This window comes from Xanthobacter aminoxidans, from assembly GCF_023571765.1.
In the GTDB taxonomy this organism is placed as follows: Bacteria; Pseudomonadota; Alphaproteobacteria; order Rhizobiales; family Xanthobacteraceae; genus Xanthobacter; species Xanthobacter aminoxidans.
The window spans coordinates 70,394-95,661 of record NZ_JAMJXC010000008.1 but is presented as its reverse complement, the minus strand read 5'-3'; the positions used below and the strand labels follow the sequence as shown (position 1 = coordinate 95,661).

22 protein-coding genes are annotated in these 25,268 nt (G+C 66.9%); 7 read left to right on the top strand and 15 right to left on the bottom strand.

Annotation, left to right across the window (positions count from 1 at the left end; all coding sequences use genetic code 11):
* Positions 1-27: 27 nt before the first annotated feature.
* The 3 genes from benB to EJ105_RS14025 all read right to left on the bottom strand — a co-directional run bounded on the left by benB (position 28) and on the right by EJ105_RS14025 (position 3,160).
* Positions 28-516 carry a benzoate 1,2-dioxygenase small subunit gene (benB, locus tag EJ105_RS14035; RefSeq protein WP_250166812.1) on the bottom strand — a complete coding sequence of 163 codons (489 nt, stop codon included), beginning with the start codon at positions 514-516 and terminating at the stop codon, positions 28-30.
* Entirely contained in the window at positions 513-1,871 is a 1,359-nt protein-coding gene (locus EJ105_RS14030; RefSeq protein ID WP_029557564.1) for a Rieske 2Fe-2S domain-containing protein, read from the bottom strand. Before EJ105_RS14030 ends, benB begins: the two co-directional genes overlap by 4 nt.
* Before the next feature lie 104 nt (positions 1,872-1,975).
* Positions 1,976-3,160: a muconate/chloromuconate family cycloisomerase gene (locus EJ105_RS14025; protein ID WP_250166811.1), complete on the bottom strand. Its 1,185-nt coding sequence runs from the start codon at positions 3,158-3,160 to the stop codon at positions 1,976-1,978.
* A 163-nt stretch (positions 3,161-3,323) separates the two neighbouring features.
* Between EJ105_RS14025 and EJ105_RS14020 the strand changes: the two genes are divergently transcribed.
* Positions 3,324-4,265, top strand: a complete 942-nt coding sequence (locus EJ105_RS14020; protein WP_250166810.1) for a LysR family transcriptional regulator — start codon at positions 3,324-3,326, stop codon at positions 4,263-4,265.
* 18 nt (positions 4,266-4,283) lie between these two features.
* On the opposite strand, the gene EJ105_RS14015 is transcribed toward EJ105_RS14020, so the two are convergent.
* Both EJ105_RS14015 and EJ105_RS14010 read right to left on the bottom strand, forming a co-directional pair.
* Positions 4,284-5,087, bottom strand: coding sequence for a 1,6-dihydroxycyclohexa-2,4-diene-1-carboxylate dehydrogenase (locus EJ105_RS14015; protein ID WP_250166809.1), 804 nt, complete (start codon positions 5,085-5,087; stop codon positions 4,284-4,286).
* Positions 5,088-5,161: 74 nt separating this feature from the next.
* On the bottom strand, positions 5,162-6,514 hold the full coding sequence (locus tag EJ105_RS14010; protein ID WP_250166808.1) for an MFS transporter: 1,353 nt from the start codon (positions 6,512-6,514) through the stop codon (positions 5,162-5,164).
* Positions 6,515-7,094: 580 nt separating this feature from the next.
* Here EJ105_RS14010 and EJ105_RS14005 point away from each other — a divergent pair.
* Entirely contained in the window at positions 7,095-7,754 is a 660-nt protein-coding gene (locus EJ105_RS14005; RefSeq protein WP_250166807.1) for a MarC family protein, read from the top strand.
* Between the two features lie 4 nt (positions 7,755-7,758).
* On the opposite strand, the gene EJ105_RS14000 is transcribed toward EJ105_RS14005, so the two are convergent.
* Positions 7,759-8,349 carry a cupin domain-containing protein gene (locus tag EJ105_RS14000; protein ID WP_051679096.1) on the bottom strand — a complete coding sequence of 197 codons (591 nt, stop codon included), beginning with the start codon at positions 8,347-8,349 and terminating at the stop codon, positions 7,759-7,761.
* A gap of 97 nt (positions 8,350-8,446) precedes the next feature.
* Between EJ105_RS14000 and aptA the strand changes: the two genes are divergently transcribed.
* Positions 8,447-9,781 (top strand): omega-aminotransferase AptA, encoded by a 1,335-nt coding sequence (gene aptA, locus EJ105_RS13995; RefSeq protein WP_250166806.1) that lies wholly within the window; start codon positions 8,447-8,449, stop codon positions 9,779-9,781.
* 45 nt (positions 9,782-9,826) lie between these two features.
* Here the strand turns inward: aptA and EJ105_RS13990 are convergent, their stop codons facing one another.
* The 6 genes from EJ105_RS13990 to EJ105_RS13965 are packed head-to-tail and all read right to left on the bottom strand — an operon-like array spanning position 9,827 to position 17,841.
* Positions 9,827-11,173 (bottom strand): aspartate aminotransferase family protein, encoded by a 1,347-nt coding sequence (locus tag EJ105_RS13990; RefSeq protein WP_250166805.1) that lies wholly within the window; start codon positions 11,171-11,173, stop codon positions 9,827-9,829.
* A 16-nt stretch (positions 11,174-11,189) separates the two neighbouring features.
* Positions 11,190-12,275 carry a phosphotransferase gene (locus tag EJ105_RS13985; protein ID WP_250166804.1) on the bottom strand — a complete coding sequence of 362 codons (1,086 nt, stop codon included), beginning with the start codon at positions 12,273-12,275 and terminating at the stop codon, positions 11,190-11,192.
* Positions 12,276-12,330: 55 nt separating this feature from the next.
* The gene (locus tag EJ105_RS13980) at positions 12,331-13,077 is read right to left on the bottom strand and encodes a TetR family transcriptional regulator (protein WP_250166803.1); all 747 of its coding nucleotides are present in this window, start codon (positions 13,075-13,077) and stop codon (positions 12,331-12,333) included.
* 55 nt (positions 13,078-13,132) lie between these two features.
* Positions 13,133-13,996 carry a sugar phosphate isomerase/epimerase family protein gene (locus tag EJ105_RS13975; protein WP_250166802.1) on the bottom strand — a complete coding sequence of 288 codons (864 nt, stop codon included), beginning with the start codon at positions 13,994-13,996 and terminating at the stop codon, positions 13,133-13,135.
* Entirely contained in the window at positions 13,993-15,735 is a 1,743-nt protein-coding gene (locus EJ105_RS13970) for a hydantoinase B/oxoprolinase family protein (RefSeq protein WP_029557576.1), read from the bottom strand. The genes EJ105_RS13975 and EJ105_RS13970 overlap by 4 nt, the downstream gene beginning before the upstream one ends.
* A 12-nt stretch (positions 15,736-15,747) precedes the next feature.
* The gene (locus EJ105_RS13965) at positions 15,748-17,841 is read right to left on the bottom strand and encodes a hydantoinase/oxoprolinase family protein (RefSeq protein ID WP_250166801.1); all 2,094 of its coding nucleotides are present in this window, start codon (positions 17,839-17,841) and stop codon (positions 15,748-15,750) included.
* Positions 17,842-18,003: 162 nt separating this feature from the next.
* On the opposite strand from EJ105_RS13965, the gene EJ105_RS13960 reads away from it, so the two are divergent.
* Genes EJ105_RS13960 through EJ105_RS13945 form a run of 4 tightly spaced genes read left to right on the top strand, consistent with a single transcriptional unit; the run spans position 18,004 to position 21,626 of the window.
* Complete coding sequence (locus tag EJ105_RS13960; RefSeq protein ID WP_250166800.1) at positions 18,004-19,005, top strand: ABC transporter substrate-binding protein; 1,002 nt, start codon at positions 18,004-18,006, stop codon at positions 19,003-19,005.
* A 17-nt stretch (positions 19,006-19,022) separates the two neighbouring features.
* Positions 19,023-19,817, top strand: a complete 795-nt coding sequence (locus tag EJ105_RS13955) for an ABC transporter ATP-binding protein (RefSeq protein WP_394042299.1) — start codon at positions 19,023-19,025, stop codon at positions 19,815-19,817.
* Positions 19,814-20,665, top strand: coding sequence for an ABC transporter permease (locus EJ105_RS13950; protein ID WP_245279358.1), 852 nt, complete (start codon positions 19,814-19,816; stop codon positions 20,663-20,665). The genes EJ105_RS13955 and EJ105_RS13950 overlap by 4 nt, the downstream gene beginning before the upstream one ends.
* Complete coding sequence (locus EJ105_RS13945; protein WP_250166799.1) at positions 20,628-21,626, top strand: DMT family transporter; 999 nt, start codon at positions 20,628-20,630, stop codon at positions 21,624-21,626. Before EJ105_RS13950 ends, EJ105_RS13945 begins: the two co-directional genes overlap by 38 nt.
* Here EJ105_RS13945 and EJ105_RS13940 read toward each other — a convergent pair.
* The 3 genes from EJ105_RS13940 to EJ105_RS13930 are packed head-to-tail and all read right to left on the bottom strand — an operon-like array spanning position 21,623 to position 25,247.
* The gene (locus EJ105_RS13940) at positions 21,623-22,597 is read right to left on the bottom strand and encodes an amidohydrolase family protein (protein WP_250166798.1); all 975 of its coding nucleotides are present in this window, start codon (positions 22,595-22,597) and stop codon (positions 21,623-21,625) included. The two genes, EJ105_RS13945 and EJ105_RS13940, sit on opposite strands and share 4 nt — an antisense overlap.
* Positions 22,594-23,808, bottom strand: coding sequence for an amino acid ABC transporter substrate-binding protein (locus EJ105_RS13935; RefSeq protein WP_250166797.1), 1,215 nt, complete (start codon positions 23,806-23,808; stop codon positions 22,594-22,596). Before EJ105_RS13935 ends, EJ105_RS13940 begins: the two co-directional genes overlap by 4 nt.
* 47 nt (positions 23,809-23,855) lie before the next feature.
* Positions 23,856-25,247: a dihydroorotase gene (locus tag EJ105_RS13930; protein WP_250166796.1), complete on the bottom strand. Its 1,392-nt coding sequence runs from the start codon at positions 25,245-25,247 to the stop codon at positions 23,856-23,858.
* Between the last annotated feature and the right edge of the window lie 21 nt (positions 25,248-25,268).

The window sequence follows — 25,268 nt, the reverse complement described above, 5'->3', positions numbered from 1 at the left end:
CCTCCCTGGGCCGGATATCGATGCCTGTCAGACGTGGTAGACGTCGATGACCTGGCGGATGTAGTCGTTCTTCAGAACGATCTTCTTGGCCGAGATGATGATCTGCCCCTCATCCTCGCGCAGGGTGACGAACATGGTTCCGAAGAACTGGTCCGTCACCTTGTAGCGGTGGCTGAGGGTGTGGAAATTGTACCTGACGTCGATCTCGCCCGGCCGCGTGGCCATGAGTTCGACATTGGTCACATTGTGGCTGGTGCGCGGCTCCGGCGTGGAGGCGCCGGAGCGCTCGGTCTTGATGCGGAAGATGCGGTCTTCCAGCCCGTCGCGGTCGGGGTAGTAGATCAACGAGATCTGCGACTGCGGGTCTTCGGTGAGCCGGTCGTCGTCATCCCAGGCGGGCATCCAGTAGGTGACATCGGGCGCGTAGCAGGTGAGCCATTCGTCCCAGGCGCGGTCATCCAGCAGGCGCGCCTCGCGATAGAGGAAGGCGCGGGCGGCTTCGAGGGAGATGGTCATGCCGCAACTCCCGTCTCGCGGGGCGATACGGCCTGGCGCATCACCTTCGCCCAGTATTCGTGCTGGCGCACGAACAGCCCTTCGTCCTCGCTGCGCTCGCCGGAGAGCAGCGGACGAATGCCCAGGCGCAGTGCGTTCTCGTCGGGACCTTCGATCCACAGGGGCGCGCCGCGCGACAGGTCGTTCCACAGCGCGGAGATGCCGGCATAGCCGACCTGGCAGGCGCGGAACTCCTCAAGGTCGTCCGAGGTGCCCATGCCGGAGACGTTGAAAAAGTCCTCGTACTGGCGGATGCGCAGCGCCCGGTCCTCGGCGCTTTCGCCCTTGGGGGCGAAGCAGAAGATGCTGATTTCCGTCTTGTCCACGCTGATGGGCCGCGCGACGCGGATCTGCGTGCTGAACTGGTCCATCAGGAACACGTTGGGATAGAGGCAGAGATTGCGCGTCTGGTTGACGATGAGGTCCGCCCGCTCCTGGCCGACCCGGGCGGCGATCTCCTCGCGGTGGCCGTAGACCGGGCGCACCTCGGGGTTCATCGTGTTGGTCCACAGCAGGATGTGGCCGTTGTCGAAGCCGTAGACGCCGGCGACGGACCGGCTCCAGCCGTTGGCGTCGACCGCCTTGGTGCCTTCCACCTTGCGCCGGCCCATGGTCGCCGCGTAGTTCCAGTGAACGGAGCTGACGTGATAGCCGTCGCAGCCGTTCTCCATCTGGAGCTTCCAGTTGCCGTCATAGATGTAGGACGAGTTCCCCCGCAGCACTTCAAGGCCGTTCGGTGCCTGGTCCACGATCAGGTCGATGATGGCCTTGGTCTCGCCGAGATAGTCGGCGAGCGGCGCCACATCTTCCTTCAGGCTGCCGAACAGGAAGCCGCGGTAGCTCTCGAAACGCGGCACGCGCTTCAGATCGTGGGAGCCGTTCTTGGCGAACTGGGGCGGATACTGGGTGGTCTTCTCGTCCTTCACCTTGAGCAGCTTGCCGGTGTTGGAGAAAGTCCAGCCGTGGAAGGGGCAGGTGAAGCTGCCCTTGTTGCCGTGCTTGCGCCGGCACAGGAGCGCGCCGCGATGGGCGCAGGCATTGATGACGGCGTGGAGTTCGCCCGCCTTGTCCCGCGTCACCACCACCGGCTGGCGGCCGATCGAGGTGGTGTAGTAATCGTTGTTCTCGGGAATCTGGCTCTCATGGGCCAGATACACCCAGTTGCTCTCGAAGATATGCTTCATCTCCAGCTCGAAGAGCTCTTCGTTGGTGAAGATGTCGCGGCGGCAGCGGAAGACGCCGGCCTCCTTGTCGTCCTGCACCGCGGTCGCGAGCAGGAGATCGAGATCAGGGGTCCTTTCGGCAGTCGCTGGCATGGCTATCCTCCCTCGAGATGCTGCGCTTCGTCGGCGTCAGGGCGGAGTTCGCCCGGGGGCCGGCTGCGCGTTCGTGCAAATTGTTGAACCGGGTGTGGCGCGCCCTACACGGCGACGCTCGTGGTCTTGCGGGGCCTGCCCCGGGTGAAGAAGTCCACGCGATCCTCGTCGAGCGCGATCCCGAGGCCCGGCCCGGCAGGCACGGCCAGCTCGAAATCGGCATAGGTGAGGGGCGTGGCGAGAATTTCCTCGGTCAGCAGCAGCGGTCCGAACAGCTCGGTGCCCCACTGGAGATTGACGAACGTGGAGAACAGCTGGGCCGAGGCGATGGTGCCCACCGCGCCTTCCAGCATGGTGCCGCCATAAAGGCCGATGCCGGCCGCATCGGCGATGGCGGCCACGCGCTGGGCCTGGAACAGGCCGCCGCTCTGCTCGATCTTGATGGCGAACACGTCGGCGCCGGCGTTTTTCGCGATCTCGAAGGCGCTCTCCGGCCCCTGGAGCGACTCGTCGGCCATCAGCGCCACCGGGAAGCGGCGCACCAGCCGCGCCAGTCCGGCGGCCGTGGCGACGGGCTGCTCGACCAGCTCGCAGCCGGCGTCGGCGAGGGCGGCCATGCCGTAGGCCGCGTCGGTCTCGCTCCAGGCCATGTTGACGTCCACCCGCACCGCGCCGCGGTCTCCGAGTGCGCGCTTGATGGCCGCGACATGGGCGACGTCGGCCGCCGGCGTCCGCGCGCCGATCTTCAGCTTGAAGATGCGGTGGCGCCGCAGCTCCAGCATTTTCTCCGCCTCGGCGATGTCCTTTGCGGTATCGCCCGATGCGAGGGTCCAGGCCACCGGCAGGCGGGAGCGCAGGCGACCGCCCAGCAGTTCACTCACCGGCTGGCCGAGGCGCTTGCCCTGCGCGTCGAGAAGGGCGGTCTCGACGGCGCTCTTCGCAAAGCGGTTGTCCTTCACCATCTTGCCGATGCGCAGCATCAGCGCGCGCGCGGCGGTGGGGTCCTGCCCCACCATCAGGGGCGCAAAATAGGTATCGACCGCGAGCTTCATGCTCTCCGGGCTCTCACCACCATAGGCGAGGCCGCCGATGGTGGTTCCCTCGCCGATGCCGACCACCCCGTCGCTGCACAGAACGCGCACCAGCATCAGCGTCTGGCCGTTCATGGTCGCGACAGAGAGCTTGTGCGGCCGGATGGTCGGAAGGTCGATCAGCGCCGTCTCCACCCGCTCGATGACGGCGCGGGCAGGAGCAGAGGTCGGGATGGGATGTGCAAAGGTCGCGTTCATGGCGACACCTTGCGGACGACGGGCGCCGCCGTCCAAAACCTTTTGTGTTTACAATTATACTCAAGGGGTATTATGTCGGAAAAAATGTAATGGAACGGCAGCTTGCCGCGCCGCAACATACCGCAAGTGACCATAAAAATTGTGCCCGCGGAGGGGGCGTGGGATGGATCTTCGCCAGCTTCGGTATTTCGTTGGGGTTGCGCGGGAGCGCAATTTCACCCGCGCTGCCGAGCAGCTCAACATCGCCCAGCCACCCCTGAGCCGTCAGATTCAGGCGCTGGAGGACGAACTGGGCGTCGCCCTCCTCATCCGCAACAGCCGTCCGGTGCGGCTGACGGAGGCGGGCCGGCTGTTCTACGAGCAGGCCTTGCAGGTGCTGGGGCGGGTCGAACAGATGCGCGCGGCGACGCGGCGCGTGGGGCTGAACCAGAACAGCGTGCTGTCCATCGGCTTCGTGGCGTCGACCCTCTATGGCGGGCTGCCCTCGCTGGTGCGCAAGCTGCGCCACCGGACGCCGGATATCGAGATCCAGGTGCTGGAGATGATGTCTGTGCAGCAGATACCGGCCCTGAAGGAAGGACGCATCGACATCGGCTTCGGGCGCCTGCACCACAGCGATTCCGGTGTGGTGGAGATCGTGCTGCGCGAGGAGCGCCTGACCGTCGCCATCCCCAAGGATACGCCGCTGGCCCAGGACAGCGCGCCCCTGCCCATCGGTGCGCTGACGGGTCAGAAGCTCATCGTCTATCCGAAAGAGCCGCGCCCGGGCTATGCCGACCAGGTGCTCAATTTGCTGCACGGGCACGATGTCCGGCCGGCGGAGGTGCAGGAGGTGCGCGAAATCCAGACCGCGCTCGGCCTCGTCGCAGCCGAAACCGGTCTGTGCGTCATCCCCTCATCGGCGCGGCAGATGCGCAGCGACGTGCATTACCGGCTGCTCGAGGGGGAACGCGCCACGTCTCCCGTGATCCTCTATCACCGGGTGGGCGACACCTCGCCCTACATCGATCTGGTGAAGGAGGTCATCAGGGAGATGTATGCGGAGAACCCGCCCTGGCTCAGCGCCGAGCACAATCTGCCGACGCGGCCGTCCTTCGCCGAATAGGCTCGGGGCTGTCGCCTGTCAGCCCTGGTCGCCGCCGCCCGCGGGCAGCACGGTCCCGGTAATGTAGGACGCCTCGTCGGAGGCGAGGAACAGGATCGCGGCGGCGATCTCCTGAAGCTCGCCATAGCGGCCGAGATGGGTGGCGCGCAGGGTCTGGTCCACCACCTCCTGCATCCACGCCTTGTCCTGCTCGGAGATGGGATCGGTGCCGCGCGGCACGCGGCGGGGCGGTGCCGAAACCCCGCCCGGCGCGACCGCATTGACCCGGATGCCGGTGCCCGCGAGTTCGAACGAAAGGGAGGCGGTGAGGGCGTTCACGCCGCCCTTGGCCGCCGAATAGGGAATGCGATTGATGCCCTTGGTGGCGATGGACGACACGTTCACGATCGCCCCGCGCCCCTCGCGCAGCATGTAGGGCAAAGCGGTGCGGCAGCCCCACAGGGTGGGAAACAGGGAGCGGCTGATCTCGGCCGTGATCTGGCGCTCGTCGAATTCCTGGAACGGCCGCATCCAGATGGCGCCGCCCACATTGGTCACCAGCACGTCGATCTTGCCGAACGCGGCATCGGCCTGCGCCATCACCCGGTCGTTGCCGGCGTAGGTCTCAAGATCCTCCACCATCGCCACGGCGCGGCCGGCGCCATGGGCTGCCTCGATCTCGGCGGCGACCTCGGCGACGATGGGCGAACGGTCCACCACCAGCACGCGGCCGCCCTCGGCGGCGGCGTCCAGCGCGACCTGCTTGCCGACACCCTGGGCTGCGCCGGTGACGACAAGGCTCTTGCCTGCGAAGCGTTGAGGGCGGGTGGTCTGGTCCGACACGGGTTTTCCCCTTCTGTGCGGCTGGATCTCGGGCGGAGACCCGCGGGGCCACTGGAGGCCCCGCGGGAGCGCACTCAGTGCGAGGCGGCAGGTACGGCGGCGCCCTCGCTGGACGTCCGGCGCACCGTGAGGGTGGCGAACGCTGCGAGTGCGAGGGGGATCGCCAGCGCCATGAAGTATCCCGACGGACCGGCGCCGGACAGGAGCTGCCCGCCGACGGCCGAGCCGACGATGGCGCCCGAGCGCCCGATGCCGATGCCCCAGCCGGTCGCCGTGGCCCGCAGCTGGGTGGGATAGGCGTTGGCGATCAGGTAGTTCAGCACGAGCTGCTGGCCGCCGATGCCGAAGCCCGCAAGGGCGATCAGGACGAAGACCACGGGCCAGCGGTCGCCCGCAAAACCGAGGCCGATCGCCACGGCGATGCCGACCATGAACATCACGGTCAGGAGCTTGCGCGGATCCACCTTGGGCAGGAGCGCCGACAGCGGCAGCGCCATGGCGATGAACGCGGCGTTGACCGTGACCGTGCCATACGCCGCCTGCGCCTTTTCGAGGCCCAGCGTGGTCAGTGCGGTGGGCAGCCACTGCAGCAGCAGGAACCACGCAATCCAGTTGAAGAGGTAGATCGCGGAAATCGCGAGCGTGACACTGCGATAGCGCGCCTCGAACAGGCCGGCAATGGATGCGCCGTTCTCCACCTTGACCGGGCTGATGATCTGCACGTCGGCGGGCACGATCTGGCCGGTCATCCGCGCCAGCAGGCGCCGCGCCTGATCCTGGTCGTCGGCCTTGTTGCGGGACACGAGGAAGGCAGGGGATTCCGGCAGGAGGGCGTAGATGACGACCAGCAAGGCGAGCGGAAGCGCGCCGCCGAGCAGGAAGATGCCCCGCCAGCCGAGCAAGGGTAGCCAGCTCGCTGCGATGAGGCCGCCCAGCATCGCACCGGCGGGCAGGCCGAGCAGCACGGCGGTGATCATGAGCCCGCGCTTCGGCGCGGTGCTGTACTCGCCGGTGAGCGCGAGCACGGAGGGCGTCGCTCCGCCCATGCCGAGGCCGATCAGGAAGCGCAGCACGATGATCTGGGTGGGAGAGGTCGCATAGGCGCCGGCCAGCGAGAAGGCACCGAACAGGGCGATGGCGATCATGATCGCCTTGCGGCGGCCGAAACGGTCGCCGAAGCTGCCGAGCCCGATGGCGCCGATCGCCATGCCGATGATGCTGGCCGTGATGACCCAGGTCATGTCCGCAGGATTCATCTTGAAATCCTGCGCGATGGCCGGCCCGATGAAGGCGATCGACTGGGTGTCGAAGCCGTCGAGCAGGGCAATGACGAAACACAGTCCGACCACGGCCCACCGGGCGCCGGTCATTGACCCAGCGTCGATGATCTCCTTGACATCCCGCGTGAGCGGAAGGCGGTTTGGCATCGGGCTTTCCTCAATGGTTTTGCTTGTTGCTCATCGCCGTGGCGTCGTTCGCGAACGAGGCGCCGTCAGCGACAGGAAGAGTCCCGGTCTCGGCATGCCGTCGCCCCGCCGACGCGGGAACAGGCATGGTGCGGGCCCGGATGGAGACGAGGCACCGCCATAGTGTTCCGGGAGGGAGGTGAGCGCTTCCAGCCCGGGTATGGCCGCAGCGTGAAGCTATACGCGCGGAGGCGCATTCTCTAAGATCAACTGGGTATGTTTCGATACTTATTGAGTATGTAACAGGTGCGACACCGCATGGTTGTCCTGTAGGATTTATTCAATATTGCGCCGCAATATTTCTGGGGCGAGGGCCGGTTGTTGGGCGCTTCCCGTCGAAGCTGTCCCGCGTGGCCTCTGCCCTGCGGCATAGGCCGAGCGCCTCAACCGGCCTTCCGAGGGGACCATCCCCCGTTCCGGTTTCCAAACGATGGACTTCAGAGCCAGAATGTTTCACGCTCACTCCAACTCACCACATGCCGGGATTAAACACCTAGGGACGGTGGCATCCTGACTCGTCCGCCGCAGGGGGGCTTGCGACGTGAACTTTGCCGGTATCGATCTGACGCTGTCCGCCAAGCTGTTCGCGGCGCTCTTCGCCATCATGAATCCGCTGACGATCATCCCGGTGTTCCTCAGCCTGACGGCGGACCGCTCGCCGGCCGAGCGGCGCAGCACCATGCTGGTGCTGAACGCGACGGTGGCGCTCGGCTGCCTTGTCTGCGCATTGGGCGGACGGTTCGTGCTGGGCATGTTCGGCATCGATGTCACCCACTTCCAGCTGGCGGGCGGCCTCATCGTGCTGCTCCTCGCGCTCTCCATGCTCAGCGGCGAGGAACACAGTGCGCACGCCGGCACGGAGGCGGAAAAGAAGACCTTCAGCTCCGCTTCCAGCCTCGGCGTCTACCCGCTGGGCATTCCCCTTTCCATCGGGCCGGGAACGATGACGACAATCATCATCTTCTCCGGCTCCAGCGCCACCGCGGGCGGCGCGGCGGGGTTCTATCTCGGGCTTATCGGCTATGTGGTGTTCTTCGGCATCGCAATGGCCGCGGCACCCGCCCTCTCTTCCATCCTCTCTCCGACCGCGCTGAGCATTTCCAAGCGCCTGATGGGCATCGTGCTGGCCGCCATCGCCATGGAGATGCTGAGCGCCGCGCTGGGCCACCTCTTCCCGGCCTGGGGCGCGCACGCCGGATAGGCCGTCAGAAGCTCGGCGGGGTGCAGGCGCTGATGACCTCGCAGGGGCGCGGGCCGATGCAGCGGAAGCGGTGCGGGCGGCGGCTCTCGAAATAATAGGCGTCGCCGGGACCCAGGATGCGCCGCACGGCGTCGACCGTCACCTCCAGCCGGCCGGACAGGACAATGCCGCCTTCCTCGCCCTCGTGGACCAGCGGGACGACGCCGGTGTCGGCTCCCGGCTGATAGCACTCTTTCAGAATCTGCAGCTTGCGGCCGAACAGGCGCTCGCCCACCTGGCGATAGGAGATCGCGCCCTTGCCGATTTCGGTGAGTTCCTCGGCGGCATAGAATGTCTGCTTTGGTGCCTCCGGTTCGAACGCGAAGAATTCCGCGAGGCCGATGGGGATGCCCTCCAGAATCCGCTTCAAGGCGCCGACCGAGGGGTTCGAGGTGTTGGACTCGATCAGAGAGATGGTCGAGTTGGTCACGCCCGTCCGCTTCGCCAGCTCGCGCTGGGAGATGCCGTGCAGGAGCCGCAGCTGGCGCAGCCGGTCCCCGATGTCCATGGCGGAGGTCCCCGTTTCGGGTGTTGCGAATATCGAAAACAATGCCATTAGAGACACCTATTTTCAATGAGATAGATGACCTCAGAAAACGACTTGTTCAGTCTCGCCAATTGGCCGATGTGAAGGCAGCCATGAGGAGAGCGGCATGACCCTTCACGTCCGGACCAACCAGCCCAATCTCGAGAATTTCTGGATGCCGTTCACGGCGAACCGCCAGTTCAAGGCCGCACCCCGGCTGCTGTCGGGCGCGCAGGGCATGTACTACACCGATATCGACGGCAACACGGTTCTGGACGGTACTGCCGGGCTTTGGTGCGTCAATGCCGGCCATGGCCGCAAGGAGATTGCGGAGGCGGTCGCGCGCCAACTGGGCGAACTCGATTTCGCGCCCACTTTCCAGATGGGCCATCCCATCGTCTTCGCCTTCGCCGAGAAGCTCGCCGCCATCGCGCCGGGCGGGAAGGAGGGCGGTCTCGACCGCGTGTTCTTTACCGGCTCGGGTTCGGAATCGGTGGATACGGCGCTCAAGATCGCCATCGCCTATCAGAGGGCGATCGGGCAGGGCACCCGCACCCGCGTCATCGGCCGTGAGAAGGGCTACCACGGCGTCGGGTTCGGCGGCATTTCGGTGGGCGGCCTCGTCAACAACCGCAGGGTTTTCCCGCAGATCCCCGCCGACCATATGCGCCACACGCTCGACACCGAGCGCAACGCTTTCTCGAAGGGCCTGCCGGCCCATGGTATCGAGCTGGCCGAGGATCTGGAGCGGCTGGTCGCCCTGCACGGCGCCGAGACCATCGCGGCCGTCATCGTCGAGCCCATGGCCGGGTCGGCCGGCGTCATCCTGCCGCCGAAGGGGTATCTGGAGCGCCTGCGGGCCATCGCCGACAAGTACGGCATCCTGCTGATCTTCGACGAAGTCATCACCGGCTTCGGCCGCCTCGGCACGCCGTTCGCGACGGACTATTTCGGCGTCACGCCCGATATCGTGACCACCGCCAAGGGCCTGACCAACGGCGCCATTCCCATGGGCGCCGTCTTCGCCTCGCGGAAGGTCCACGACGGTCTCATGACCGGCCCGGAAAGCCAGATCGAGCTGTTCCACGGCTACACCTATTCCGGCCATCCGGTGGCGTGCGCGGCTGGGCTCGCGACGCTGGGCATCTATGCCGAGGAAGGGCTCCTGACCCGCGGGGCGGCGCTTGCGGACTATTGGCAGGAGGCCCTGCATTCCCTGAAGGGCCTGCCGCACGTGGCGGATATCCGCAACCTCGGCCTCGTCGGCGCCATCGAGCTTCGCTCGCGTGACGGAGCACCGGGTGCGCGGGCCTATGACGTCTTCGTCGAGTGCTTCCGCAAGGGGCTCCTCATCCGCGTCACCGGCGATATCATCGCCTTGTCGCCGCCCCTGATTGTCGAGAAGGAGCAGATCGACACCATCGTCTCGATCATCGCCGACACGCTGAAAGCCGCCGCCTGACGGTGAAGCCCAGCCGCCGCAAGGATTTTGCGGCGGCTGGCCCGATCACACGGCCTTCAAGGTCTCGGCCAGGGTGGTGAGGAGGCGGTCGGCATCCGCCGCCGAGAACACGAGCGGCGGCCGGATCTTCAGCGTGTTCGCGTGATACCCGGTCGCCGAGATCAGCACCCGGCGCTGGCGCAGCCCGTCCACCACCGCGAGGGCGGTCGCTGAGTCTGGCTCCTTGGTGGATCGGTCCTTCACGAACTCCACGCCGATATAGAGGCCCGCGCCCCTGATATCGCCGATCCGCTCATCGGATTTGGCGATCTCCCGGATGCCCTCCCGGATCATCTGTCCGATGCGGGAGGCATTCTCCTGCAACCCCTCCGACTTCAGCACATCGAAGGTCGCCCGCGCGGCGGCGATGGCCACGGTATTGCCGCCGAAGGTGTTGAAATAGCGCATCTCGTTGCCGAAACGCTCGATGACGTGCGGTGCGACGGCTACCGCGGCGACGGGGAAGCCGTTGCCCATGGGCTTGCCCATGGTGACGATATCCGGCTGAAGGCCGTGGCGCTGGAAGCCCCAGAACGTGTCTCCGGAACGGCCGAAGCCCGCCTGCACCTCATCGGCGATCACCACGCCTCCGGCGGCGCGCACCACCTCCGCGATGGGTCCGAGAATGTCGGTCGGATCGGCATAGATGCCGTCCGACGAAAACAGGGAATCGGCGATGAAGGCGGCCAGCCCCTCGCCCCGCCGCTCCAGTTCCTCGATCTCGTATTTCAGCTGGCGGATGAGCGTCGCCGCGATCTCCGCGTGGCTCATGCGGTAGGAATCCGGCCCCGGAATGCGCCGGACCCACTCGCCGAGCGGCGACTTCTTCCCGAGCGACGGCGACAGGCCGGCTGTGAGGAAGGAATTGCCGGTATAGGCCTCGGACGTGATGACGATGCCCTTGCGCCCGGTGTGGTGCATGGCGATCCGCAGCGCGAGGTCGTTGGCCTCCGACCCGGTGCAGGTGAACATGATGTGGCGGATGGGGTCGCCGAAGGTCGGCACGATCTGGTCCGCGAAGTCCAGAATGCCGTCCTGCAGATATCGCGTATGCGTGCACAGGGTCTGCATCTGCTCGTAGACCGCTTCAACCACCCGGGGATGGCAGTGGCCGACGGACACGACGTTGTTGTAGGCGTCGAGATATTCGTTGCCGGCGCTGTCCCAGAGAAGGGTGCCTTTCGCGCGCTTGATCTCCACCGGATGGGCATACATGAGGCGGTAGGCCGGGCCGAGCAGCGCCTGACGGCGCGCCACCATGTCCCGTGTCGCGGGATCGAGGGCGGAGATGTTGGACGGATCGAAGCCGTTCACCATCCCGACGTTGGTCTTGCGTTCCTTCACCTGGGTCATGTCGGAAACGCCTCCTTCACGTGGCGGACTGAATGCGGGGTCGAACGCTGAGAAAGGTCTCGCTGACCTCCTCGATGGAGCGGCTGAGGAAATGGTCCAGCTGCGACCAGCTCTGGTGCGTGTTGCGCAGGATGTAGGTCGCGTTGTCGGGGAACTGTTCCGCCCGCCAGGTGGTGATGAGCGCGCGGGCCACCACGCGGGCCATGATCATGTGCGGCAGAAGCCGCAGTTCGTCCGGCGTCAGGTCGGCCACGCCGAGGTAGCCGCGCAACAGGTCGCGGCCGGCGTCGAACATGCCATCCGATCCCACCGGGCTGAGCTGGTTGAGAAGCGCGGTCGAGAGGTCGATGACGATGGCGGTGCGCACGACGTCGCCGAAATCGATGATGCCGGAGATAAACTGCGGCCGTCCGCGATCCACCACCACGTTGGAGCGGCTGAAATCATTGTGCAGGACCTGCGTGCGGCAGGCCGCGAGCCGGCCTTGCAGCGTGATGAAGCGATCGAGCCCGCGTTCGAGCTGGCGACGGCGGTCCCTGTCCTCCATCCGTTCCACCAGGAAGGCAAGCTTGGGCAGATGCTGCACGTCCCAGGCGATCTCGCGGGTGTCGTGGGGGTGGGAGAAGCGGGCCATGGCCAGACGCAGGCGGGCGAGGATGCCCCCCAGCTTCTCGCGCTCCTCTCCCGTCGCCTCAAGCCGGTCGAGCGGCGTGCCCTCGAGATAGGTCAGCACCCGCACCAGCCGAACCTGCCCGTGTCCGTCCTCGTGCGACAGGAACGCCTCGCCCCCCAGCGTCCGCACTACCCGAGGCACCGGCAGGAGAGGATCGGCCTTGGCCACGTGATCGAGCAGTTCGGCTTGCAGCGAGATCTCGCGCGGGTCCTCATCCGGATTGGAGAATTTGGCGATGTGGCGGCCCCGCGCGCCGTTCACGAGGAAGGTATCGTCCTTCTCGGTATCGAGCCGCGTCAAAGTCCCCGCCACGCCGAAGTGGCGGGTGAGGACGGCGACCGCCTCGTCCTGCGGTATGGAGCGGAAGGCGGTGGCCAGCCCTCCGGCCATGAGAAGGCTATCGGGCGCGGTGGAAGGCGGGGTCGGCATATCGTGTCGTGCTTCCTCGGGGGCGGTGTCGCGCTTTTGCGTCGGCGGGCGGGCGTCAGACCTTGGCGATCACGCGCTTCCTGCGGCCGGGCGCCGCGATTTCGGGTTGGGGTATCGCGTTCCCCGAAGCCCCTTGCGGCGCCTCGCTGCCGTCGGCCGGCGGGTTGGGGGCGCCCTCGGTGAGATAGGCGAGGGTCATGTCGATGATGGTCTTCCTGTGCTGCTCCAGAAAATCCGGGCGCATCAGGTCGCGGTCAAAGATCATGGACAAAGTGAAGCGGTTCGAGATGTAGAAATAGCCCATCGCCGAGATGGAGATGTAGAGATCGATGGCGTCCACGCCCGGCCGGAACACCCCCTTGCGCTCACCCTCCCGCAGGATGGCATCCACGGCGCCAGCGAGGCGGCTGTAAAGCTGGCGGATGATCGGCGACTTGGCGACATGGCGCCCGCGATGGATGTTCTCCGAGTTCATCATCACGATGACCTCGGGCTCCTCGATGAAGGTCTGGAACGTCGCGTCGCACAGGCGGCGGATCGCCGCCACGGGCTCCAGACCAGTGAGGGGGATTTCCTCCTGCCGGCGGCGCATGGCCTCGTAGGTGCGCTCCAGCACCTTCACGTACAGCTCCTCCTTGGAGCTGAAGTGATGATAGAGCAGGTTTTTGCTGATCTTGGCGCGAGCGATGATGGCGTCCACCCGCGCCCCATCGTACCCCCGCCGGGCAAACTCCATCTGCGCAGCCGCGAGGATCTTGTCCTGCGTTCCGATGGAATCGCGCTTGCGGGGCTTCTCGCTCACGACCGAGCCTTCCTTTTCGACCATGATGTCATGAGGATGCGTGACATCGGCTGCGTCAACCGCAAACTGCCGCGCGGGCGCGTGGTGCGACGAACGGCTCGCACCGTTCCAGGCTGATGCGCGTCGTTTCGGCGGCATCACGGGTCCACCAGTCGAGCTTCGAGAAGATCTCGATCTCGAACGGGCCGTCATATGCGAGCTCGTCCAGGAGACGGCGATAGAAGGCGATGTCGATGACGCCGTCGCCCACCATGCCGCGGTCCTGATAGACATCCCGCGTCGGCACCAGCCAGTCGCACAGGTGGAAGGTGAGGATGCGCGCGGCGCCGGCTGCCTTCAGGCCCGCCGCGAAGTCCGGATCCCACCAGCAATGGTACACGTCGGCCACGATGCCGGTACCCGCGCCCATGACCTCGACCAGGTCGAGGCAATGGCGGAAGGTGTTGAGGCAAGAGCGATCGGCCGCGAACATGGGATGCAGGGGTTCGAGGCCGAGGGCGACGCCAGCGGCGCGGGCATGGGGCAGAAGCTCGGCCAGCGCGTCCGCCACCCGGTCGCGGGCCGCGCCGATGTCCTTCTCGCCGGTGGCAAGGCCGCCGGGCACCACGACGAGGCACGTTGCGCCGAGATCGTGTGCCGCGTCGAGCCGCCTGCGGTTCTCGTCGATGGCCGCCGCACGGGCGAGGGGATCGGCCAGATTGACCCACGCCGTCGTGCACAGGCAGGGCACGAACAGCCCGGCGTCGCGGATCAGCCGGCCGGCGGCGGCCGGGGCGATGCCGTCCAGATACTGGTTCCAGACCCCGATGCCGCGCGCGCCGTGGCGGGCGTAGGTGTCCACCGCCTCCGCGAGGGAGAGGGAGGGCGTGGTGATCTGGTTGATGGCGAAGCGGGAGAAATCGCCGGGCACCGTGCTCATGATCCGTTCCCTGCCATGGCGCTGCGCAGCGCGGCTGTCGCGTGGGCATCGACGGCACCGTTCACCACCAGCACGCCGAAGCCGTCGCGGGCATAAGCGGGGCTGATCTTGCCGTCCAGCACATCCTCCAGCACGGCTTCCGGCGGGCGCGTCAGGGGATCGCCATAGCCGCCGCCCCCGGCCTGCTCGTGGCGGATCACCGTGCCCTTGGTCACGTTGCGCGTGACCTTGCTGGCCAGCAGCTCGAAATTGCCGGCCTCGGACAGGAGATTGCGCGAGAGCGCGCCCGGCTTGCCGCCGAACAGGCCGTACGGCGCATGGGCATAGCGGTCTGCGCGCAGCTGCATCACCGCCTCATCGGCCAGCAAGCGATACTGACGGACCACGCCGAGACCGCCCCGCGTGCGGCCGGCGCCGCAGGAATCGTCGCGCAGCGCATATTCCTCGATCATGAGCGGATAGGTCGCCTCCATGATCTCGACCGGCATGTTCGACATGTTCTGCGAGGGGTTCGTGACCGCGTCGATGCCGTCCCGTGTCGCCCGTGCCCCGAGCGCGCCGTTGATCATGTCCACCACGATGAAGGGCTCGCGGGTTTCGGTGTCGTAGCCGCCGAGGCAGACCACCGTGTTGCCGCCTTCGCCTGCGGCGCACACCCGCTCGGGCACGATGCCGGCCAGGGCGCCGAGCACCGTGTCCACCACCCGGTAGCCGGTGAGGGCGCGCGCGGCGACGGGCGCGGGGAATTCGGGGTTGAGCACGCTGCCCTTCGGTGCGCTCACGTCGATGCAGCGATAGAGGCCCGCATTGTTCGGCACATCAGGATCGAGCACGCAGCGCACGGCGAGGTAGGTGGCCGACTTGACGAAGGAAAGCGTGGAATTGATCGCGCCCTTCACCTGCGGCGACGAGCCTTCGAAATCCACGCCGATGTGGTCGCCCTTGACCGTGATGGTCACATGGATCGGGATTTCGCTCTCGTCGAAGCCGTCGCCGTCGATGTAGTCGGTGAAGGAATAGGCGCCATCGGGCCAGGCGGCGAAGGCCTTGCGCACGAGGCGCTCACCATAGTCCAGGAACTCCGCGAGGAACTTCTCCACCAGCGGAATGCCGTACTTCTCGGTGAGCCGCAGGAACTCCCGCTCACCCAGGGCGCAGGTCGCGAGCTGCGCCTCGAGGTCGCCGATGACGAGATCGGGCAGGCGCACATTCTTCGAGATGATGTCGAAGAGCGTCTTGTTGCGCACGCCCTTGTCGAACAGCTTCAAGGGCGGAATGCGCAGCCCCTCCTGGAAGATCTCGGTGGAATCCGAGGCGTTGGAACCCGGCACGCGGCCGCCCACGTCGCAATGGTGGCAGATCACGACGGCATAGCCGATGTGCTGCGCGCCATCGAAGATGGGCTTGAACATGAAGATATCCGGCAGGTGCATTCCGCCGTCATAGGGGTCGTTCAGGATGATGACGTCGCCGGGATTGAGGTCGTCGCCATAGTGGCGCTGGATCGCCTCCATGGCGTCCGGCACGGCGCCGAGATGCAGCGCCACCGTCTTCGCCTGGGCGAGGATGCGCCCCTTTGCGTCGCACATGGTGGCGGAATAATCGAGCACGTCGCGCACGATAGGGGAGCGGGCGGTGCGCATGACCGTGTAGGCCATGTCGTCCACGATGGATTCGAACGCGCTCTTGAGCACCGCGAAGGTGACGGGATCGATGGTCTTGTCGGTCTGGTCGAGCATGGCGCGATCTCGTCAGGCGAGGGTGATCAGGAGATTGGCGTGGGCATCCGCCTCGGCGGTGGCGCCGGGGGGCACCACCACGGTGCTGTCCGCCCCCTCGATGACGGCGGGGCCGACGATGCGGGCGGGGCAGCGCGTGCGCACATAGACCGGCGTGTCGATGTGGCCCTGATCCGCGCCGTAATAGACCTTGCGGATGCTCTCCGGCTCACTCGAACCTTCCCCACGAGCATGGGCGGCGCGGAAGTCGATCTTGCCGGGCCTGAGGCCTCGGCCGATCACCCGCAGACTCACCACCTCGATGGTGTCGGAGGAGGAGTAGCTGTAGATGGCCTCATAGGCCGCCTTGAAGGCCGCGTGAAGCGCATCCCGGTCGGCCAGATAGGGCACGGAGAGGGACATTTCCTGGCCACGGAAGCGCATGTCCACCTCGCGCGTCACACTCATCAGGTGCTCGGCCACGTCCTCGCCCGCGAGGGCGGCGCGGGCATCGGCCTCCAGCGCAGCGAAGGCGGTCTCCGCCTCGGCCGGCTGGAAATCGGCGAGCTTCACGGCGAACGGACGGATGAAATAGCGCTCCACATCGCCCGCCAGCATGCCCATGGCGGTGAACACGCCGGGCGAGGCGGGCACCAGCACGCGGGGCATGGACAAAAGGCGCGCGATGTCCGCCGCATGGACAGGGCCCGAGCCGCCGATGGCCACCAGCGTGAAGTCGCGCGGATCGACGCCGCGCTCCACCGTCACCGCGCGGATGGCGCGGGCCATGTTGGCGTTCACCACGTCGCGCACGCCGCAGGCGGCATCCTCCGGCGTCAGGCCGAACGGGTCGGCGAGATCGCGGGCGATGGCCGTGCGGGCCGCCTCCACCGAGAGGGCGCGCGAGCCGCCGGCGAGCTGGGCGGGAAGGTATCCGAGCAGGAGATTGGCGTCCGTCACCGTGGGCCGCGAGCCGCCGATGCCGTAACAGGCGGGGCCCGGGTCGGCACCGGCCGAGACGGGACCGACGCGCATCAGCCCGCCCTGGTCCACATAGGCGATGGAGCCGGCGCCGGAACCGACTTCGGCCACGTCCACGGTGGGCACGCTCATCATGTAGCCGCCGGCCTTGATGAAGCGGCTGGGCGTGGAGATGCCGGCGCGGAATTCGTATTCGCTCACGCGCGTCAGCTCGCCGTTCTGCACCAGCGAGGCGGAGGCGGTGGTGCCGCCCATGTCGAAGACGACGAGATCCTTGATGTCCAGCGCCTCGCCGAGGCGCGAGCCCCCGACCACGCCGGCCGCCCGGCCGGACGAGATGAAGAACACCGGCTTTTCCCGCGCGGTGCCTGACGAGGCGAGGGCGCCGTTGGAATTGCAGACCAGCAGGGGCGCATCGATGCCGGCATCGGCCAAGCCGCGCTCCAGGCGCGTGAGATAGGCTTCGAGCACCGGCCGCACGTAAGCGTTCACGACGGTGGTGCTGGTGCGCTCATATTCCTTCGCCTCGGGCAGCACCGAGATGGAGCTCGTGACGCGCACCTGCGGGAAGTGCTCGGCGATCAGGGTGGCGGCGCGCTGCTCGTGCGCGGGATTGCGGTAGCTGTTGAGGAAGCAGACGGCGAAGGAGAAGATGCCCGCGTCGACCAGCTCCTGCGCGGCTTCGAGCACGGCTGCCTCATCCAGCGGCACGAGGATGGTGCCGTCGGCCGCGATGCGCTCGGACACCTCCTTGCGATGGCGGCGGGCAACCAGCGGAACCGGCTTTTCCCACTGGAGATCGAACATGGATGGCGTGCGCAGCCGGCCGATCTCCAGCACATCGCGAAAGCCCTTGGTGGTGATGAGGCCGGTGGGGGCGCCGACCTTCTGCAGCAGGGTGTTGGAGCCCACGGTGGTGCCGTGCACCACCTCCGTCACCTCGCCGGGCGTCAGCCGGGCATCGGCGATGATGGCGGCGACGCCCTCCAGAACTGCTTGCTCGGGCGCCGCGGGGGTCGAGGCGACCTTGCGGTGGAACACTGCGCCGCGTCCATCCGCGAGCACAAGGTCCGTGAAGGTGCCGCCGATATCGACGCCGATGCGGGCGCCGGTCGAGGTGCGCTCCAGGCCGGTGAGTGTCCCCACGACATATCTCCTTCGTTATTGGACCAAATGGTTAGTTAGGATCCTCATTCGCGTCAAGAGACGAACTGCACAAACCATTTGCTGCGATTGGTGCATAAATCCTCTTGCAAGGCATATTGGACCATATAGTCTCATTTCGATGCCGAAGAGGGGATCGCAATAATGAAGATGACGTCCATCGCCGCCCGCCTCGTCCGGGCTGCCGCCGCCACCGCCCTGCTCGCCGGCCCGCTCGCCGCCGGCCCTGCCGCGGCGGAGGAGAAGATGACGATCCGTCTCGATTTCTCGCCCTGGGGCGTGCATGCGGGCATGCACCTCGCCAAGGAAAAGGGGTGGTTCAAGGATGCCGGCCTCGACGTGGATATTCAGGACGGTCGCGGCTCCGGCAACACGCTTCAGCTGGTGAATGCGGGGCAGGCGGATGTCGGCCAGATCCAGGTCGGCCTGCTGCCGCAGGCGCGGGAGAACGGCTCCACCGCCAAGGCCTTCGCCGGCTTCGACAAGCGGACCGATCTCGCGGTCCTCGTCGATCAGGATTCGCCCGTCGCCAAGGTCGCCGACTTCAAGGGCAAGAGCCTTGTGGTCTTCGCCGCGAGCCCCTGGGCGCCCTTCATCGACTACTGGCTCAAGCAGGGCGGCCTCGACCGCACCACCGTCAATGTGATGTTCGTCGATCCGTCTGCCGTGTGGGGCACCTACACCGCCAAGCGCGCCGACGGCCTGATGTCCACCGAGCCCTCCGCCATTCCCGTGGCCGCCGCCAACCGGCCCTCCAAGGCGATCCTTGCCGAAGACGTGGGCATCACCTTCCCGAGCTACGGCCTCATCGCCACCGAGAAGACCATCGACACCCGAAAGGACGCGCTGAAGAAGCTGGTCCAGGTGCAGCAGAAGGCGTGGGCCTACATCCGCGACGGCCATATCGACGAGGCGGCCGACGCCATCATCAAGCAGCGCCCCAACGCCAAGCTGGACAAGAAGGTGCTGGCCGACCAGATCAAGCTCACCTTCGACTTCTTCGACACGCCCAACACCAAGGGCAAGCCCATCGGCTACCAGTCGCCGGACGATTGGGCGAAGGCGGCGAAGTCGGCGGTGGACGCGGGCGCGATCAAGCCCGGCACGGACCCGGCCACCTACTTCACCAACGAGTTCATTCAGTGAACGCGCACGTCGCCTCGATGACGGACGCCACCATGGCCTATCTCTCCATCTCCGGCTTGCGCAAGACGTATGGCTCGCCGCGCGGCCCCGTCACCGCGCTGAGGGGCATCGATCTTGAGGTCAACGAGGGGGAGTTCGTCTCCATCCTCGGACCGAGCGGCTGCGGAAAGTCCACGCTGCTCAAATGCATCGCCGGCCTCGAAGGCACGAGCGCCGGGACGATCCGCGTGGACGGCCAGGTGCTTGCCGCCCCGCCGAAGGACATGGGCATCGTGTTCCAGCGCGACGTGCTGCTGGACTGGCGCACCATCCTGGACAACGTGCTCATCACGGCGGAGTTCGCCGGGCTCAAGGGGCCGGCGGTGCGCGAGCGCGCGCTGGCGCTGCTCGGGCGCTTCGGGCTCGGCGGATTTGAAAGCCGTCATCCCTGGGAGCTTTCCGGCGGCATGCGCCAGCGCGCCGCCATCTGCCGGGCGCTGCTGTGTGATCCCAAGCTTCTGCTGATGGACGAGCCGTTCGGCGCCCTCGATGCCATGACGCGCGACGATCTCAACCTCGAACTCGCGCGCATCTGGCAGGACACGCGCAAGACCGTGGTGTTCGTGACCCACGGCATCACCGAGGCCATCTTCCTCTCCGACCGGGTGGTCATCATGGACCGCAATCCGGGCCGGATCGTCGAGGTCATCGACATCGACCTTCCCCGGCCCCGGCATCTCGCCATGCGGGAAAGCCCGGAGTTCGGCCGCTATGTCGCCCGTGTCCGCCACCTCTTCGCCAGCCTCGGCGTGCTGAAGGACGATGCCCCATGAGCGGTTCTGGAAACAGCGCCACCCAGAATAGCGCCACCGAGACTCTCGATCCGCCCATGCCCCAGCGCCTGCCCACCTCGCTGGTGGAAGTGGGCATGGTGGTGGGCCTGCTGATTGCGGTGCTCGTCCTGTGGGAGGCGGCGGTCTACGTCTTCAAGCCGGCGCCCATCATCCTGCCGGCGCCCAGCGTCATCTGGCAGGAATTCCTGCTGTCGCCGGGCTATTTCCTCCAGATGTCCGCCTTCACGCTCTACACCACCCTCGCGGGCTTCGGCCTCGCCGTGGTGCTGGGGCTCGCGCTGGCGGTGGGCATCGTCCATTCGAAGTTCATCGAGCGCACGGTCTATACGCTGCTCGTCGCGCTCAACAGCGTGCCGAAAGTGGCGCTGGCCCCGCTGTTCGTGATCTGGATGGGCACGGGCGTGGAGCCCAAGATCGCCATCGCACTCATGCTGGCGCTGTTCTCCGTCGTCATCGACGCGGTGCTGGGCCTGAGGTCGGTGGATCCGGACATGGTGAACCTTGCCCGCGCCAGCCGGGCCTCGTCCTTCGCCATCCTGCGCAAGATCCGCTTTCCGAATGCCTTGCCGAGCATCTTCGCGGGCTTGAAGGTGGCGATCTCCTTCGCGCTGGTCGGTGCCATCGTGGGCGAGTTCGTGGCGGGGTCGGAGGGGTTGGGCTTCGCCATCCTCACTGCGCAGGGTCAGTTCGACACCCCGCGGGTGTTCGTCTGCCTCATGCTGCTCGGCCTGCTGGGCACGGCGCTGTTCTTCGTCGTCGAGGCGTGCGAGCGCCTGCTGCTGCCCTGGCATGTGTCGCAGCGCGGCGGTGGCGGCTCCGGTCACTGAGGTGGCGGTCGAGGCGAAGGCGCCCGTCTCCGCCATCCTCGCCTTGCTGGCCACGGCCCTTTTGTGGGGCAGCAACCACGCAGCGGCGCGGGCGATCCATGATGCCCTGCCGCTGCCTTCCCTCGTCTTCTGGCGCTGGGCGATCGCGCTCGTCCTGCTGTTGCCCATCGCTCTGCCCGGGCTGCTGCGCGAGCGCGCCGCGATCCGCCGCAATGCCGGGCGCATCGCGCTGCTGGGGCTGGTGGGCGTCGGCCTCTTCTCGGTGAGCCTTTACGCGGGCGCCTATCTCAGCCCGGCGCTGGAAGTCGGCCTCCTGAATGCGACGACCCCCATCTGGGTGCTGCTGATCGCCACGGTCGTCGGGCGCACAAGGCCGCGGCTCGCGCAGATCGGCGGCATCCTCATTGCCATGGCCGGGGTCACACTGGTTTTGATGAAGGGGCTCCCGACGGGCCTCGCGGTCTTCCATTTCGGCGCGGGCAATCTTTGCTCGATCACCGCCGCTGTGCTGTTCGCCTTCTACACCTACAGCCTGGGGCAGAACCCCATCGGCATCTCGGCCCTGAGCCTGACGGCGCTGACGGCGCTCGCCGGCTTCGTGCTGGTTTTCTGTCCCGTCTACGCGGTCTTTCTCCTTCTCGGCGGGCAGGATCCCTTCACGAGCGGCCTAAAGGTGGAGCCCGTCACGCTGACGGTGCTTTACATCGCGGCGGGACCGACGCTGCTCGGCAACCTCTTCTGGATCTATGGCGCCGCGCGGGTGGGCGCGGCGCGCGCCGGCCCCTTCCTCTATTTCTCGCCGCTGGCGACGGTCGCGCTCTCCGCGACGCTCCTGGGTGAGGCCATCACGCCGATGCAGATGGTGGGTGGCGCGGCCATCCTCGCTGGCCTCTGGATATCGACCCAGGCGGGGGCGGGGCCTCGCAGGCCGGCGCCCCGCCCCTCGGCTCGGCCGTCTTAGGCGAGGCCCATGAGTTGTGCGCCGTTGGAGAGCACGCGGGCGCGCACCTCCTCGCTTCGCCGGTCCAGCGCGGCGAGGGCTTTTGCGCCTTCCGCATCGCCGATCTCGAACGGGAAGTCGGTGCCGAAGACGACGCGCTCGGGTCCGACCAGCTTCAGCAGGAAATCCAGCACGGTGGGGTGAGCGACCACCGTGTCGTAATAGAGCTGGCCGAGATAATGGGATGGCGGCCGGCTGATGTGGGCACGGCACGCCGTGTTCGCCTCATAGAGCGGTGCCTCATAGGCAAGGTCGAGCCGGCCCGCGAGCATGGGCAGCGTGCCGCCGCCATGAGCCAGCACGAGCTTCAATCCGGGATGGCGCTCCAGAACGCCCGCGAAGATGAGCCGCGCCACGCACAGCGCGGTCTCGGAGGGCCAGCCCACGAGCTGTAGCATGGTGAAGCTGCCGAACGCGGGCCGGTCCACGCCGGAGGTGGGGTGCATGAAGACGATGCAGCCCTGCCGGGCGCACTCCGCCCACATGGGCTCAAACGCCGGATCATCGAGCGGACGCCCCGCCGCCGAGGTCGGGAGGGCAACCCCCATATGTCCCTCGTCCAGCGCGCGGCGGATGGCCTCCGCGCAGCGCTCCGGCTCCGCGATGGGCGGCACGGCCAGACCGCCGAGCCGCTTCCCGCCCTCCTGTGCGGCGGCGAGCGTCTGCGCATTCAGACGCCGCGCGAACGCGCCGTCCGCCGCCCAGCCGGCATGGGAGACCACGCGCGGCGGCGGCGAGACGAACTGAAGGCCGATCTCACGCCGCGTCAGGCTTTCGAGCCGACCCGCCGTGTCGAACAGCAGCGGATCGAGGGGGCCGTAGCCGGCGAAGCGGAAGCCTTCCGGGCACGTCTCGATGCCGAAGGCGCCCTCTCGCGCGAGTTCGCCGAGGAAATCGCGCGAGAGGGCATGGGCGTGGACGTCGACGATCACGGGAAGGGCTTGCGCGGATAGACCACCGGCGCCGCCGCGATGGCCGCGGGATAGACCGGCACCGCCTTGCCGCCCTGCACCTGCGCGACCACGGCGGAGGCCTTCACGTCCACGCCGGCATCGTTGTACTTTACCGGGCCGAAGAAGGTGTCGGTGTCGAGCTGGAGCATGGCCTCGCGCACCTTTACCGGGTCGATGCTGCCGGCCTTCTCGATGGCGAGCTGGAGCGAGAGCGCGCCCGCCGTGCCGGCTGCGGTGATGTAGGTGGGCACCTCGCCGCCGAACTGCTTCTTAAAGCCCTCCACGTAGGCGGCGCTATCGGCGACCACCGGGCCCTTGTAGGTCAGCGCCGGGTCCCAGATCTGCACGCCGAACAGGTCTTCCGCCGCCGGGCCGAGAGCGTTTAGGAAGTCCGGGATGCCCACCGCGAAAGCGAAGCCGATGAGCTTCGGGTTCACCTTCAGCGTCTGCAGCGTCTTGATGAGCAGGATGGAATCCTGGACGTAGCCGGTGAGGATCAGTACGTCCGGATTGCTCTCCTTCAGCGCCGTGGCGACGGAGGAGAGGTCGGCCGAACCCTTGGGATATTTGGTGGAATAGACCACCTTCAGGCCCTCGGCCTCCGCCTTCTTCTGCGCGGCGCTGGCGAACACGTTGGGGAAGAGGTCGTCGGGGCCGGCGATGGCGATGGTCTTGGGCGGGTCCTTCACCGTCTTCAGCAGCGCCAGCATGGGGTCGAGCGTGGTCGAGGCCAGCGGCGCGGGACAGAAGATGTATTTGTAGCCGCGCTGGTAGAGGCTGTCGGCCGTCGCCATGGGGGTCATGGTGATGACCTTGTACTTCTCGCTGATCGCTGCCGTGGCGGTGGCGATGCCGGAGGAATACGGGCCGAGGATGAAGCCCACGCCGTCCTCGGTGATGAGCTTCTCGGTGAGGCGGGCGGAGGTCTGCGGCTTGCTCTCGTCGTCGTAATAGATGACCTCGACGGGCATCTTCTTGTCGCCGACCTTGATGCCGCCGGCGTCATTCACCAGCTTTTCCCAATAGGCGTAGCCGTTCTTCAGCAAATGGCCTTCGCGGGCGAAGTTGCCGGTGAGGCTGACGGCGGCGCCGATCTTGATCTTCTCCTGCGCGACGGCCGCGCCTGCGCCGAAAAGGGTGGCGAGGCCGAGGGCGGCCACGCTCTTCACCAGAGTTCGTCTGTGCATCATCTCGCTCGCTCCTGCTGGTCCCGGAAGGTTTGGTTTTCTTAAGTTTCTCAGGCAGATGCCGCGGTGCCGGGCACGAAGCGCCCGAAGCCCGGCGCGCCCGTGAGCTTGCCGTCCTGCGCCACGATGGTGCCGCGCACGATGGTGTGGGTGGCCGCGCCCTTCGTGGCCATGCCCTCCCAGCTTGAGAAGCCGGTGCGCGAGAGCATGTCCTCGTTGCGGAACACGCCCTCGCGGCTCATGTCGACGATGGTGAAGTCGGCATCCGCGCCGGGCTGGATCACGCCCTTTCGCGGGAAGATGCCGAAGCGCCGCGCCGGTGCCTCGGCGGCGAGGCGGGCCACGTCGTTGAGGGTGAGGCGCCCCTCGTTGACGGCGTTCATGAGCAGCGGGATGTATTCCTGCGCGCCGGTGACGCCCAGCGGCACCGAGAACAGGTCTTTCCAGCCCGGGTCCACGTCCTCCTTGGAATGGGGGGCGTGCTCCAGCACGATCATATCGGCCGTGCCGTCCTTGATGGCGTCCCAGCCGGCCTCGGGATCATAGGCCCAGTTGTAGGTGCGCGGACCCACCTTCTCCATCTGCGCCCGGTTCATGAACATGGTGCCGAGCTCCAGCTCGCACGACACGTCCTGGCCGAGGTCGAACTTGGCATGGTGGATCATCTCGTTGGCGCCCTTGGGCATGACGCCGAGATGCAGCACGTGTAGCTTCACCCCGCAGATGCGGGCGTAATAGAGCGAGGCGGCAAGGCCGGCGACCATGCCGTGGCCGTACATGTAGCCCTTCGAGAAGCTCTCGTGATAGGCCATGGCATCGGTGCGGCCCTTGTCGATGTAATCGCGGAAGGTGAGCCGCTTGCACCACTCGGGATCGTCATGGTGCACCGAGGCGACGAGCCCCATGTCCCGCGTCGCCTCATACAGCTCGAACAGGATGCCGTGGTCGAGCACGCCGAGTTCCGAGATGTAGGGATAGACTTCCTTGATGTGGCGCGTGTTGAAGATCTTGATGCCGATGGCACCCGCCTTGGCCAGCGCCTCCACGGTGCGGGGATAGAGCCCGCCGCCATAGAGCGCGTAGTCCACATGGGCCTTGGGCGCGACCAGCGCCTTCTTCATCTCGTAGTCTTCGAGCGTGGTCGGGTGCGGCGTGTTGTTGGTCATGTCGATGCACATGGTCACGCCGCCGACCGCCGCCGCCGCAGAGCCGGTCTGGAAGTCTTCCTTGTAGGTGTGGCCCGGCTCGCGGAAGTGGCAGTGGACGTGCCACAGGCCCGGCAGCACGGCGAGCCCCTTGGCATCCACGCGCTTCGCCGCCTCCGTGAAGGGGCCGCCGATGGCGGAGATCTTGCCGTCGGTGACGGCGATGTCCGCCTTGAAGGAGGAGGTCGGGGTGTGGATCGTGCCGTTTTCGATCACGAGGTCATAGGGTCGGGACACGTCACGCTCTCCAGAAGGATC